At 71.9% G+C, this 13,438-nt stretch carries 10 protein-coding genes; 3 read left to right on the top strand and 7 right to left on the bottom strand.

The genetic code is table 11. From position 1 onward, the window contains the following. Window positions 1-138 precede the first annotated feature (138 nt). Window positions 139-273, top strand: coding sequence for a hypothetical protein (locus ACZ466_RS00505; RefSeq protein WP_378289045.1), 135 nt, complete (start codon window positions 139-141; stop codon window positions 271-273). 79 nt (window positions 274-352) lie between these two features. Here ACZ466_RS00505 and ACZ466_RS00500 read toward each other — a convergent pair whose 3' ends face one another. Continuing rightward, window positions 353-1,024: an alpha/beta hydrolase gene (locus tag ACZ466_RS00500; RefSeq protein ID WP_464042610.1), complete on the bottom strand. Its 672-nt coding sequence runs from the start codon at window positions 1,022-1,024 to the stop codon at window positions 353-355. Window positions 1,025-1,275: 251 nt separating this feature from the next. Between ACZ466_RS00500 and ACZ466_RS00495 the strand changes: the two genes are divergently transcribed. Further along, the gene (locus ACZ466_RS00495) at window positions 1,276-1,743 is read left to right on the top strand and encodes a DUF4189 domain-containing protein (RefSeq protein WP_378288990.1); all 468 of its coding nucleotides are present in this window, start codon (window positions 1,276-1,278) and stop codon (window positions 1,741-1,743) included. 72 nt (window positions 1,744-1,815) lie between these two features. Here the strand turns inward: ACZ466_RS00495 and ACZ466_RS00490 are convergent, their stop codons facing one another. Next, window positions 1,816-4,278: a glycoside hydrolase family 2 TIM barrel-domain containing protein gene (locus tag ACZ466_RS00490; RefSeq protein WP_378288992.1), complete on the bottom strand. Its 2,463-nt coding sequence runs from the start codon at window positions 4,276-4,278 to the stop codon at window positions 1,816-1,818. Between the two features lie 167 nt (window positions 4,279-4,445). Here ACZ466_RS00490 and ACZ466_RS00485 point away from each other — a divergent pair, with 167 nt between their 5' ends. Continuing rightward, window positions 4,446-5,423 carry a LacI family DNA-binding transcriptional regulator gene (locus ACZ466_RS00485; protein ID WP_378288994.1) on the top strand — a complete coding sequence of 326 codons (978 nt, stop codon included), beginning with the start codon at window positions 4,446-4,448 and terminating at the stop codon, window positions 5,421-5,423. 2 nt (window positions 5,424-5,425) lie between these two features. On the opposite strand, the gene ACZ466_RS00480 is transcribed toward ACZ466_RS00485, so the two are convergent. From ACZ466_RS00480 to ACZ466_RS00460, 5 genes are all read right to left on the bottom strand, one after another. Continuing rightward, the gene (locus ACZ466_RS00480) at window positions 5,426-7,540 is read right to left on the bottom strand and encodes a hypothetical protein (RefSeq protein WP_378288997.1); all 2,115 of its coding nucleotides are present in this window, start codon (window positions 7,538-7,540) and stop codon (window positions 5,426-5,428) included. A 26-nt stretch (window positions 7,541-7,566) separates the two neighbouring features. Continuing rightward, window positions 7,567-8,910: an MFS transporter gene (locus tag ACZ466_RS00475; protein ID WP_378288999.1), complete on the bottom strand. Its 1,344-nt coding sequence runs from the start codon at window positions 8,908-8,910 to the stop codon at window positions 7,567-7,569. A 76-nt stretch (window positions 8,911-8,986) separates the two neighbouring features. Further along, a complete protein-coding gene (locus tag ACZ466_RS00470) occupies window positions 8,987-10,285 on the bottom strand; it encodes a glycoside hydrolase family 1 protein (protein ID WP_378289001.1) in 1,299 nt (432 codons plus the stop codon). Between the two features lie 337 nt (window positions 10,286-10,622). Continuing rightward, on the bottom strand, window positions 10,623-11,099 hold the full coding sequence (locus ACZ466_RS00465) for a (2Fe-2S)-binding protein (RefSeq protein ID WP_378289003.1): 477 nt from the start codon (window positions 11,097-11,099) through the stop codon (window positions 10,623-10,625). Between the two features lie 11 nt (window positions 11,100-11,110). Beyond that, window positions 11,111-13,414: a xanthine dehydrogenase family protein molybdopterin-binding subunit gene (locus tag ACZ466_RS00460; protein WP_378289005.1), complete on the bottom strand. Its 2,304-nt coding sequence runs from the start codon at window positions 13,412-13,414 to the stop codon at window positions 11,111-11,113. Window positions 13,415-13,438: the final 24 nt, after the last annotated feature.

Raw genomic sequence — 13,438 nt, 5'->3', positions numbered from 1 at the left:
ATCTCGGCGCGGCGGCCCGCGACGACGCGGGTGTGCGGCTGCCCGCCGGCGTCGAGGGCGAGATCACCATCGAGGCCGCCTCCACCGGGCCGTGGGCCGGGCTCTGGCCCCCGGCTACCGCGCGACCCGGAATCGGCCGTGCACCACATCGCCGACGCCGCCCGGGTGCGCGAGTTCGCGTCGTCCCCCAACCGCGACCAGTCGATGGCCGGCGACCGTCTGCTGTTCATCGGCGACTGGGTAGGCGACCACGGCCTCACGCTCGACGTGTGACGCCGTCCCCCGCCGCGGTCACCGGCGGCTCCGGCCCGCTCGCGATCGTCCGGGCGGCCCTTCAACGGTTCTTTCATGGTCACCCGGCGGGGAGAACCCGCACCAGATAATCGGCCAGTTCGCCCGGCCGTGACAGCATCACCATGTGGCCGCCGGGCATCTCATCCGGGGTGATGCCGAGCCGCTCCTTCACGTGGCGGCGCACGAATTCGGGGACGAAGAGACGATCGTCGCGGCAGAGCAGGTATCTGGTCGTAACATCCGGCCAGGCGGCCAGCGGCCAGGGTTCGCGATGGGCGCGGTCCATGCTCGTCTTCGCCGCGAGGGCGCGGTCGTGGGCGAGCACCCGGTCGGCCAGATCGCGCGGGACGTCGTGAAAGTAGAGCTCGTATTCGTCCTCGATGCCGGACGCGGGCCGGCCGCTGCGTTCCCACCAGTCCTCGGGCGTCTCGCCTGGACTCGGGATCATGGCGGTCACCAGGACGAGCGCCGCGGCCCTGGCACGGAGGCAGGCGAGGGGGCCGACGAATCCACCCCAGGAGTGCGCCACCACCACCAGGGGCCGGTGCTCGCCGGTCGCCTGGACGACGGCGTCGGCATAGTCCCAGAGCCCTGCCTGAGGGTCGGACATCGGCAGGTCCATCGCGACCGTGCCGTGTCCGCGGCCGCGAAGCTCCGCTTCGAGCAGGTGCCAGTCGAAGGCGCTCCCGCCGCCGCCATGGATGAGAGCGAAGGTGGTCATGATGGTCATGACCGGCGGCGGCGTGAAAACTCATCGCCCCGGTGGGAAATCGCTATGATCTTTTAAATATCCACCCATCCCGGAGAGAGCCGGTCACAGTGCAGCCCCCACAGCCGCCGCAGGGTGGCTATCCACCCCCCCACGGGCCCTCGAGCGGCCCCCCTGTACCGCCCGGACCGCCGGGTTGGGGGCCGCCGCCCGGCCCTCGGCCGCCGAACAACAACGCGGTCGGCATCATCCTCGCGGTCGTCGCGGGCTTCGTGCTGCTGATCGGCGGCGGCGCCGTCCTGTGGCTGTTCGCCGGCTCCGGTGGCTCACCGAGCCGACCGATAGCCGCGACGCCCATGGTGCCGGACATCCCGACTCCGCCGAGCTACAGCCCACCGACCTTCAGCCCGCCCAGCTTGGCGCCGTCCACCCCGGCCACCACGTACTCGCCGCCGCCGCGGAACTACGGAGCCATCGCGGTGGGGCGCAACGGCGCCGTCGGCAAGGCTTGGGACTACGATTCCGAGGCCACCGCCAAACGGCGGGCGCTGAACGAGTGCCCGACCTCCGGCTGCAAGGTCCTGACGACCTTCGTCAACGGCTGCGGCGCGGTCGCGTTCAACTCCAGAACCAACAAGTACTGGGGCGGCAGAGGCGACACACGGTCCGAAGCCCAGAAGGACGCGATCTCCAACGCGGGCGGCGGCCGCTGGATCACCTGGGTGTGCACCACACGGTAGTGAGAGTCCCGCGATCCCGGCCGCGCGGACGGCATCGTCCGCCCGGTCGGGATCGGGTTCAAGGGCGCAGGCTCACGGTCGTCGCCCCTCCTCGACCGTGATCAGGACCTCCGCCGGCTCGCAGTCCGGGGCCGAGGCGAGCAGGCGGATCTTGCCGGGCCCGGTGGGACGCAGAACGGCCAGGGCTCGGCCCTCGTAGGTGCGGCGTTCGGTCGCGTCGAACCCCTCCTCGGTCGAGGGCGCGGCGGTGCCGAACCCCTGCAGGACCCCGTCCCCCGATACCTCCACGCGCACGGGCCGGTCGGCCATGGGGTGGGGTGTGCCGCCGGCGTCCCGCAGGGTGAGGGAGACGAAGGCCAGGTCGCCCGCCGCCGCGGTGATGACCGGCCTGTCGGCCTCGGCGTGCAGCCGCACCGCGCCGTCCGCGGACGTCACGGTGCTGCGGCCGGTCTCGACGCCGTTCTGGTAGGCGATGGCCAGGAGCTCGCCCGGCTCGTAGACGGTGTCGAACTCGGCGCGGAAGCGGTGCTCTTCGCCCGCCGGCCTCCGGCCGAGGGAGCGGTCGTTGACCAGGAGCTCCACTTCGTCGGCGGCGCCGTAGACCTCGACGGTGACAGGCGAGCCCTCGAAGCCGGGCCAGGTCCAGTTGGAGATCGCGTCGCTCCAGGTCCAGGGGCCTCCGGCCCAGGTCTTGCCGTGGTGCTCCGGTCGCCGTACCGCGACGTAGGGCCGGGTGCGGAGGCCGAAGACGATCTCGCGGTAGTAGGACGCGGGGCGGCGGAAACCGGTGATGTCGATGTCGCCGCAGCCCGCCACCAGGTGCGGGTACGGCGCCGTGTGCCCGGGACGCGGGTTCTCCGGGGACAGGTACTGGGGGCGGCCGATGCCGACCTCGCCCAGGTAGTCCCACCCGGTCCAGGTGAAGTCGCCTATGACGTGGCCGTGCTCCCGCACCAGGCGCCAGTTGCCGTCGATGCGGGTGGGGAAGGTCTCGGTGCCGACGATGATCCGGTTGGGGAACAGGTCGCGGTCCTGGGCGTACCGGCCCTCCGAGTAGTTCATGCCGGCGACGTCCAGCACGCCGAAGGACTCCGCCGTCCGCCGGGTCACCAGCTCGGAGGAGCTGACGCGGTCCATCGCGTCGCCGACGTCGGCCATCATCGTGTTGATGCCCCTGCCCTCCTCGGCGCCGTCCTTCTCGCGCATCATGGCGGCGAGGTCGGACATCACGGCCAGCATGCCGTTGACGCCGTTGGTGACGTAGCGGGTGCCGTCCAGCGCGCGGACCTTCTCGGCGAGCCTGCGCCCCCACGCGGCACCGGCGGCCGAGCCCGTCTCGGGGATCTCGTTGCCGATGGAGTAGAAGATGACGCTGGGGTGGTTGACGTCCTTGGCGACCATGGCCTCGATGTCGCGTTCCCACCATTCGGGGAAGCTCAGGCTGTAGTCGAAGTCGCTCTTGGACGAGGTCCACATGTCGAACGCCTCGTCCATCACCAGCACGCCGAGACGGTCGCAGGCGTCCAGCATCGCCCGGCTCATCGGGTGGTGGGACATGCGGATCGCGTTGAACCCGGCGTCCTTGAGGATCCGCACGCGCCGCTCCTCGGCGCGCGCGAACGTCGCCGCGCCCAGCGGGCCGTTGTCGTGGTGGACGCACGCGCCGCGCAGCTTGACGGTTCGACCGTTGATCCGCAGTCCCCGGACGGGGTCGAGGCCGAGCGAGCGGATGCCGAAGGCCGCCGTCTCGGAGTCGATCTGGGTGCCGGCGTCCTCCACGGTCACGGCGGCGGTGTACAGGGCCGGTGAGTCGGGGCTCCACAGTGACGGCTCGCGGACGTAGAGGCGCCGGCGGCTGACGGCCGGCTCGCCGGGCAGCACCGTGACCTTCGAGACGTCGGACGCGACGGCGGTTCCCTGGGCGTCACGTATCTCGGTGACGACGTCCACGGTCCGGATCTCCATCGAGTCGTTCTCGATCGTCGTCGCCGCCTCGACGACGGCCCCCTCGGCGTCGATCTCCGGCGTGGTGATCCGGACGCCGCCGGGGGAGACGCGGACCGGTTCGCCGATGAGCAGCCAGGTGTCGCGGTAGACGCCGGCGCCCGTGTACCAGCGGGAGTCCCGGTGGCCGCGGGCTTCGACGCGGATCTCGTTGTCCTGGCCGAAACGCAGGAAGCGGTCGATGCCGACGCGGAAGAGCGAGTAGCCGTAGGGGCGCTGCCCGGCGTAGTCACCGTTGACGTACACGGTCGCGTCGCGGTAGACGCCTTCGAACTCGAGGACGACGCGCTTCCCCCGGTGCTCCTCCGGCACGGAGAACGTCTTGCGGTAGTCGAAGACCCCTCCGGGGAAATAGGCGCCGGCCCCGCCCTCCATGGTGGCCTCGCCGTCCTGGGCGACGCGCCGCCGCCCGATCATCGCGTCGTGCGGCAGCGTCACCTCCTCGAACGGGACGGACGCCCCGCCCAGCTCGGCGAAGGGGTTCACCTTGGGCCGGGTCCGCCAGCCGTCGTTGAAGGAGAGACGGATCACGAGACCTCCTCGTGGTAGGGGACGGGGATCGCGGCGCTTCATGGTAACGCGCATTAGTGCGCCCGCGGGGGAGTGGACGCGGTCGGCGGGGGGCTCCGGACGCCCCGTCGGCAGGCCGTACGATGGGACGGCGCCGACAAGATCGGCATCCCTGTGACGAAGAGACCATGACGCGACCTGCCAAGCGCCCCACCAGCTTCGACGTTGCCCGTGCCGCCGGCGTCTCCCAGACCACCGTGAGCTTCGTGCTCAACAACAGGCCCGGCCAGTCGATCCCCGAGGGGACCAGGCGCCGGGTGCTGGAGGCGGCCAGGAGCCTGGGCTACCGGCCCCATGCCTCGGCGCGGGCGCTGGCCGCCGGGCGCAGCGACATCGTCCTGCTGGCCGTCCCCGACCTGCCCATCGGGCAGGGCATCAGCCGCTTCGTCGAGGGCCTCGCCGCGGCGCTCGCCGAGCACGGCCTGACCCTGGTCACCCACCTGGCGGGCGCGCACGGACGGCCCCTGCCCGACGTGTGCGCGGCCGTCGGCGCCTCGGCCGTCGTCGGGTTCGGGGCGTTCGACCCCGACACCGTTCAGGCACTGCATCACGCGGGCGCCGATGTCGTGATTCCCGCCCATGGCGACCAGGACGTCGCGATGCAGTCCATCGGGCACCTTCAGGCCGAACACCTCATCGCCCGCGGGCACCGGCGCATCGGTTACGCCATGCCGGCGCACACAGGTCTTGTGTCCATGGCGGAAGATCGACTGAAAGGCGTCATCCAAGCCTGCGCCGACGCCGGCGTCGATCCGCCCCTGGTGGCCCGCACGAGCCTGGACGCGGGCAGCGCCGCACAGGCCGTCACCCGATGGACGGAACGATCCATCACCGGGATCTGCGCCTTCAACGACGAGACCGCGATCGCGGTCCTGGCCGGAATGCGCGAGCACGGCCTGACCGCGCCCGCCGATCTGGCCGTCGTCGGGGTCGACGACATCCCCACGGCGGGTCTGGCGGCCCCGCCCCTCACCACCATCTCCTTCGGCATACAGGAAGTGGTCGCACGCCGCGCCGAAGCCGTCGTCGCGGAACTCGCCGGCAACCGGTTCGACGACGCCCGCCCCTGGCTCTACCCGGAGATCGTGCAGCGCGCCTCGACCTGATGTCAGGGCCACGTGGAGAAGCCCTCGTGCCGGACGCTCCAGCGCCCGTCCCGGGGGAAGCCCGGGCAGTCGGTGTCGCCGCCGTCCCAGCCCGCGGCCATGAGGGAGACGGCGGCGAGCAGGCCGCCGTTGGCCGGTAGATAGAGGGGCAGGACGCTCCCCATCTGCGGATTGTGGCCTGTGGGCAGGTAGCGGTTCTTGGGCGTGTCCATGAGCAGGGCGTCGACGGCCAGATCAGGGCGGCCGACACGGGTGGCGGTCATGGCCATGACCGGGAAGTCCCAGCCCCATGCGCTGTTCCAGTCCCAGTCGTCGCGGACGTCCAGGAGGGTGGCCCGCATGACGTCAGGGTCGATGACGGGCGTGGCGGGCACGACCCCGAGGGCGCAGAGCATCGAGGGATGGTCGTCGCGGCGCAGGTAGGGCCCGGTGGCGATCGCGGAGTAGCCGCCCGCGTCCTGGCGTGGCAGGGCCAGGCGGTCCTGGACGTCCTGCCAGTGCCGGTGGCGCGGGCGGCCGAGGCGTTCGCGCCAGCGTTGGGCGATCTCCAGGCCCCACCACCAGTAGGCGAGCTCGAAGGTGGGGTCCTCAATGGTCCTGGCGTCGTAGAACTCCTGGGCGGGGACGAGCGGCGCCGGCAGGTGGTAGGCGCCGTCGCGCTCCTCGGCGAAGGAGGCCATGAACAGGGCCGTTTCCTCGACCAGCTCGGCGAAGCGGGTCACCAGCCGGTCCCGTTCGGGTTCGGGGCGGACGCGGTGGAGCAGTTCCAGCAGGTAGAGGGGGTGCGGCTGCTGCCAGATGAGCAGCGCCCCGATGTCGGAGGGGCTCTCACGGCCGTCCGGGCCGACCTGCTTGGGCCAGCGGGCGCCGGCGTAGTGCTGGCGCCGGGCGGTGTCGCGGGCGGAGTCCAGGATGGTCAGGTACCAGCCGAGGCTCCGTTCGAGGAGTTCGGGACGTCCCCAGGCGGCGAAGTGGGCGGCGTGCCACCAGTGCATCTCCAGGTGGAACTTCCCCTGCCAGGAGTTGGTGATCAGGCCGGTCTCCTGCGGCGGGGCGGAGCCCGAGCAGTTGACCGCGGTCAGGTACTGCGACAGCACCACGCGGCGCTCCAGTTCGGCCGCGCGCGGGTCGGTGCTGCCGGAGAGGTCGATCGCGGCGCCCGAGGTCCAGAAGCGGCGCCACCGGTCGGCCGCCGTCCCGTGGATCGTCAGGAACTCGCCGCGCCCGAGGACACCGTCGTCGCCGGGGGCGAAGGCCGCCACGATCTCCAGAGTCGTCGCCGAGGTGCTCAGGACGAACGCGTGCGGAGTTTCACCGGCCCGCACACTGCCCTCCGACCAGTCCAGCCGCATGGTGTAGCCGAAGGCGTCGAGCCGTCGGCGGAACCGGCAGGCGCGTTCGCCGAGGGGCGCCAGGTCGGTCTCGTGCCTGTCAGGGGCGGCCCAGTCGGAGGTTCGGAAGAAGCCGTCGCTGGCGTAGGGGAACCTGACGGCGATCGCGGCCCGGCCGTCGGCGAGCAGGTCGGACTCGACGCGGAAGGCGATCCGGGCGTGGTACGGGTCGGCGACCGTGGTGACGCGCACCCGCTGCCCGGCGTAGTGGAACTCGCTGGTGATCGTGCCCGACCACAGGTCGAGGCGCTGGCGCGGGCCGGTGAGCGCGTCGGGGTCGTCCTCCGGCGGGGCGCCCGGCTCCGGACGGAGCAGCAGCCCGATGCGGCCCAGGTCGAGCCGGTGCGGGTTGACGTGGAGCCAGGTGCCGGCGCGGAGGTCCTCGCCCACCTGGCCGCCGAACATCGCGGCCATGTCGAACCGGTCGGGGTACTGCACCGGCCCGCGGGCGGTCTGGTAGGTGGACATCGCGTCGGCCAGCACGAAACCGTCGGGGTCGGGCATGGAATGCCAGCCCCAGGTCGACTGGGTCGCGGTGTTGATCGCGAGCCGTCCCCGGGCGCGGGCGGCGGCCTGGTCGTGAAAGCCCGTGAAGGTCTGCATGCCGGTGACGTCGGCGGTGTAGGCGAAGTCGCCGTTGCCGACCGTCAGGGCCGACGCCGGATCGGCCCGGGTGATCTCGACGGCGTGGCGGTCGACCAGGGCCTTGCGGTCGATCGTGTGCACGGGCGTCCTCCGCGGTCGTGGGCCGTTCAGCGGACGGACCTGACGCGCAGGGCGATCAGGAGACCGCCGAGCAGGCTGAGCGCGCCCGCGATGACGTACAGGAGGGTGTAGTTCTTCTCCCCGCCGGTCGCGCCGACCGTCAGGAACAGCGGTGCGACGAGGGGGGCGATCGCTTGCGGGACCGAGGTGGAGAAGGCGTAGATGCCGATGAAGCGACCGGCGGCGGTCTCCCGGTCCGGAAGGACGTCCAGCATCAGCGCCTGGTCCACCGAGGCGAAGACGCCCAGGCCGGCGTTGCCCAGGAACACGCCCGCGACGATCAGCGGCATGCCGGGCGCCAGCGCCATGACGACGGCTCCCGCGGCGAACACGCAGGCTCCGGCGAGCACGAAGACGCGGCGCCGGCGCAGCCGGTCGGAGAGGAGGCCGCCGCCGAGGGCGCCGAGCATCGTGGCCACGACACCGGCGCCGCCCAGGACCGCGACCAGGCCCGACACCTCGTCCACGCTCCGGTCCATCCGGGCGGCCACGAAGAACGCGGTGAAGGTCGTGTTGAAGGTGAGGCCGAACATGAACAGGAACTTGCCGAGCCAGTTCCAGGCGAAGTCGGGATTGCGGCGCGGGTCGAAGACGTAGGTCGAGGCCAGGCGCCGCGGTGTCAGCGGCTCGACGGCGAGGGTCGTCCCGCGGCTGTCCGGCTCGTGCACGAGGCAGACGAACAGGCCCACGGCCACCACGCCGACCATCCCCGGGACGAGGAACTGCAGGAGGGGGTTCCCGGTGAGCCCGCCCGCCACGAGGACTCCGATGATGGGCGCGATCGGCTGGACCACCCCGGACAGGGCGGCGACCTTGCCGCGCTGGAACTCCGGAAGGCGGTCGGCCTGCGAGGCGATCAGGAGCGCGACGATCGTGCCCCAGCCGAGCTGGGCCAGGGCCCACCCCATCCCCAGCACGAGAACGGTGGGCGCCTGGGCCAACACCACCAGCGCGACGACCCCGACCAGCGTTCCGGAGATCAGGAAGGGGCGGCGGCGGCCCAGCCGGCTGCGGGTGCGGTCGCTGAGCATCCCCACCAGCGGAGTCGCCAGGACGGCGCTGACGCCGCCCGCGCCGGTGATGTAGCCGAGGTACTCCTCGTGTCCGGGGGCCAGGTCGTCGACCCTGATCGCCAGCGAGATCGCGATCGGCGTGACGAACGCCATGTACACGCCGAACACGGCGAAGACGAGCAGCCGGATGTAGCCGGCCCCCGCCGGCGGCGGGTCGCCGGGGCCTCCCGGGGGCGTGCCGGCGCGTTCACCGGCGGCGTCCTGGAGACTGCCGGCGAACGATTCGTCCATCGGTGGCTGGGCGGGGGCGGGCGCCATGGTGACCTCGTCTTCGGGAGGGGGACGTCGTGGATCGATCGCGCCGGCCGACGCGCCGCCGGTACCGGCCTTCGCCTCAGGCCAGGCCGTTGCGCCGGGCGATGGCTCCCAGACGGCGTGCGCTCTCCTTGACCGTGCGCTCCTGGGTGTCACGATCGACGGCGATGAGGCCGAACGCCGGTTCGTAACCGAGCATCCACTCGAAGTTGTCCAGTGCGGACCAGTGGAAGTAGCCGCGGACGTCGAGGCCGTCGTCCACGCAGCGTTCCAGGCCCTCCAGGGCCACGCGGATGTACTCGACCCGGCGGGCGTCGTCGGCGGTGGCGATGCCGTTCTCGGTGACGAACATCGGCAGCCCCGCCGATGCCGCGCGGCGCAGGACGTTCTCCAGGGCCCGGGGGTAGAACTCGTAGCCCATCTGGGTGAGTTCGGCGCCCTCCGGGTGGGGGAGCGCGCCGTCCTCGCCGACCAGCACCCGCGTGTAGGTCTGCACGCCGAGGAAGTCGTCGCCCTCCAGCACCGCCAGGAACTCGTCGAACTCCTCGGCCCACCGCCGGCCGGCGGCCTTCTCCCCGCCCGGGCCCGGCTGGTAGTCCTGCAGGGCGAGGGTGAGGCCGACCCGGGTGGACGGGCTCGCCTCCTTGATCGCGTGACGCGCGAGCACGTGCGCCCGCTTCACCACTTCCAGGCCGGTGTCGCTGAAGGTGAACAGGAAGACCTGCGGCCTGCCGGACGGGGACCCGAACGCTGTTCCGAACACTTCGCCGATCTCCTCGCCGGGGCCGGTCTTCTCGGCCCGCGCCGAGTCCACCCCGACCGGCGCCTGCTCCGCCCCGGCCGGAGCCGGCGCGGCGTCCGTTCCGGCCCGGTCATCGATCATCCGGCGGATCAGGCAGGCGATGTTGGCCTCGTTGACGGTGGCCGCGTACGGGATCAGCGGGCCGAGTTCGCTCATCACCACTCGGCAGTAGGCGGCGAACCGTTCCGGGGTGCCCTCGTACTCCCAGCCGCCCAGCTCCATCAGCCAGCGCGGGCTGGTGAAGTGGTGCAGTGTCACCATCGGGGTGATCCCGAGCTCGTGGCAGGTCTCCAGCACGTCCCGGTAGTGCGCGATCGCCGCCCTGGAGACGAAACCGTCCTCCGGCTCGATCCTCGCCCACTCGATGGAGAACCGGTAGCCGGTGAACCCCAGCTCCTTGAGCAGGGCGATGTCCTGGCGATAGAGCCGGTAGTGGTCGCAGGCGTCCCCGCTGGGCTCGGCGAACATCGAGCCCGGGGCGTGCTCCAGCGCCCAGAAGTCGCTGGCGGTGTTGGTGCCCTCGACCTGGTGGGCGGCGGTCGCCGTGCCCCACAGGAACCCGTCGGGAAAGGCCACAGGCGCTCCTCCTCATGCCCCGCGCCCGGAGCCGACCCGGGCGCTAATGCGAATTAGCAACGCGTATTAGTATGCAAGGGCAGAGGGTGCGGCGCCCGCAAGGGAGGTCTATGTAACGAGTGGGTAACGAGCGGCGGAGCTGTTGCTCACAGGGCGATGACGGTCTTTCCGCGTGTGCGGCCGCCTTCGATGCGGTTGATCAGGTTCCGTTGCCCCGGCTGGGGCTCGCCCACGTCGCGCAGCGCGCGACGAGCGGTGGAGACGTACTGAGAACGCAGTACACGCGGCCCCGCCCGTACGGCGCGGCTCCCCGGCGGCCGGTGCGGTCGGCCGGGGGTCACATCTTCTTGGCGGCGGCCTTGATGGCCTCGCGGATCCGGGCGTAGGTGCCGCAGCGGCAGATGTTGCGGAGTTCGTCGAGGTCGGCGTCGGTGATCGTACGGCCTTCGGCGCGGGCCCGGCGGACCTTGGCCACCGCGGACATGATCTGCCCGGGCTGGCAGTAGCCGCACTGGGCGACGTCGTACTCCAGCCAGGCCTCCTGCATGGGGTGCAGCTCGCGGCCCACCGTCGCGGGGAGGCCCTCGATGGTGACGACCTCGTCGTCCGGGCCGATCCGCGAGACGGGCACGGAGCAGATGTTGACGGCCTTGCCGTTGACGTGGGAGGTGCAGGCCTGGCAGACACCGATCCCGCACCCGTACTTGGGACCGGTGACGCCGAGCAGGTCGCGCAGGACCCAGAGCAGGCGGACGTCGTCCTCGACCTCGACGGTGACCCGCTCGCCGTTGAGCTTGAAGGAGTGGTTCGGCATGTAGGGCTCCTCTAGAAGGCGCGGTCCAGGCCGTCGGTGGGGGACTGCGGGGTGGACGGCTGCAGCGGGAAGGGCTCGAAGGCCAGGGTGGCGTGGTTGATGGGGAACCGGGTCGGCATCGTCCCGGTGGCGCGGGCGTACGCGCAGGCCACCGCGGCCAGGGACGGGGCCACCGCCAGTTCGCCGGCGCCGCCGGGCTCGTCGCGGCTGGGCGGGAGCACGATGACGCGGGTTTCCGGCGGGGTGTTCCACTGCCGGGTGTAGAAGTAGTTGTCCCAGCTCCCCTCGAGCGGGACGCCGTTCTTGATGTGCAGGCTCGCGGTGAGCGCCATCGCGATGCCGTCGTTCAGGCCGCCGATCATCTGCGCTTCCAGGCCGCGCGGGTTGATCGGCAGTCCCGCGTCCACCACGACCAGGGCGCGGGTGACGCGGGGGCCGGCGACGCCGCGTTCGATGGGGCGGTTCACGGTCTCGGGACGGCAGTCGAGCTCGACGAGCACCACGCATTCCGCCCGGTATTCGGCGGCGAGGCCGATTCCCTGGGCGACTCCCGGCGGCAATGACCGTCCCCAGCCGCCTTCGGAGGCGGCCTTGTCCAGGACGGCGCGCAGCCTGGCGTTGTCCAGGAACTCGCGGCGGAACTCCACCGGGTCCTTGTCCATCTCGGCGGCGAGCCGGTCCACGACGAGTTCCCGCGCGCACACCATGTTCGGCGAGTAGACGTTGCGCATGCTGCCGGTCCTGAACTTCAGGGGGATCTCGGTCAGCGTCTGCTTGGTCGCCCCGAAGCTGTAGGGGGAGGACTGGCTCAGCAGGAAGAACGCCTGGGCCACGGTCGGATTCCCGACGAGCGGCAGCTTGGCCGCGTTCGCGGTGAGCAGGTCGCCGAATCCGTGGCTGAAGCTGGTCTCGGTGCTGACGTGCCGCTGCTCGTAGCTGAGCACGTTCCCGCCCCGGTAGGTGGCGCGGACGCGGGAGACGCACATCGGATGCGCGCGGCCCTGCCGGACGCTGTCGGTCCGCGACCACGACAGCTTGACCGGCTTGCTCATCTTCTTGGAGATCAGCGCGGCCTCCACCGCCGCGTCGGGGTGCAGCCGCCGCCCGAACGAGCCGCCGCCCTCCACGACGTGGACCGTCACGGCGCCCACCGGGAGGCCCAGCCGCTTGGCGATCTCGGTCTGCGCGTCCCCGGGGACCTTCAGGCTGGACCAGATCTCGGCCCGGCCGGCCCGCACGTCGGCGATCGCGACGTCCGGCTCCAGCGGGGAGTTGCTGGCGAACATGAAGGTGAACTCGGCATCGACGGACCTGCTGAGCAGCGGCGGCCCGGACAGCGACGGCACGGCCTTCCGCAGCTTCGCCAGCACGGTGTCGTCGGACTCGCCGGCCACCGGGCCGGGCCGCCAGGTCACCTCCAGGGCCCGCAGCGCGTCGACGCACTGGCCGAACGTCCGGCCGCGCACGGCCACACCGTGCTCGATCACCGCGACGTCGGTGATGCCGGGCATGGCCCGCACGGCGGCGGCGTTGCGGACCGACTCCACCGTGCCGTCGATGGTCGGCGGGCGCCGCACCATCGTGGGCAGGGCGTCCGGGACGTTCAGGTCCATGCCGAACTTCTTGCGCCCGGTCACGGCCGCGAGGGCGTCCACGCGCGAGGTCGGCCGGCCCACGATGGTGAACTCGGACGGGTCCTTCAGCGAGGCCGAGACCCGGGTGGTGCGGGTGGCCGCGGCGGCCTTCGCCAGCGATCCGTAGGTCGCCCGCCTGCCGCCGTACAGCACCGCGCCGTCCTTGGTGGACGGCTTCGAGGCGTCCACGTTCCAGGCGCGGGCGGCGGTGGCGACGAGCCGCCGCCGCGCGATCGCCGCCGCCGTCCGCACCGGCGTGTAGAGCGAACGGACGGAGGTGGAGCCGCCGGTGAACTGGTTGAACAGCAGCTCGGGGCGGGCGTCGGAGAGGGTGACGGTGACCTTCTCCAGCGGCAGGTCCATCTCCTCGGCGATCAGCATCGCGACGGTGGTGGTGATGCCCTGCCCCACCTCGGCCCGGGGCAGCGCGAACGACGCCGTCCCGTCCTCGTGGACCTGGACGGCGACCAGCCCGGACGTGGGCGCCGACGCCAGCTTCACCAGGTCGCCGACGTCGAGGATCTCCTCCGGCTGGGGGAGGGAGGGGATCTCCGCCGCGGCCGGGTCGCGGGGCCACTGCACGGCCACCGCCAGCGTCGGCGCCGCGACCAGATAGCCGAGGAACCGCCTGCGTCCCAGCCCTTCGTCCGGCTCGTGCGCTGGATGGAGGTCGTGGTCCATGGCGGGTCCTCCCGGTGGCGTTGT

It is taken from the genome of Actinomadura rugatobispora (genome assembly GCF_055379765.1).
This window is presented reverse-complemented; position numbering and strand designations above follow the sequence as displayed.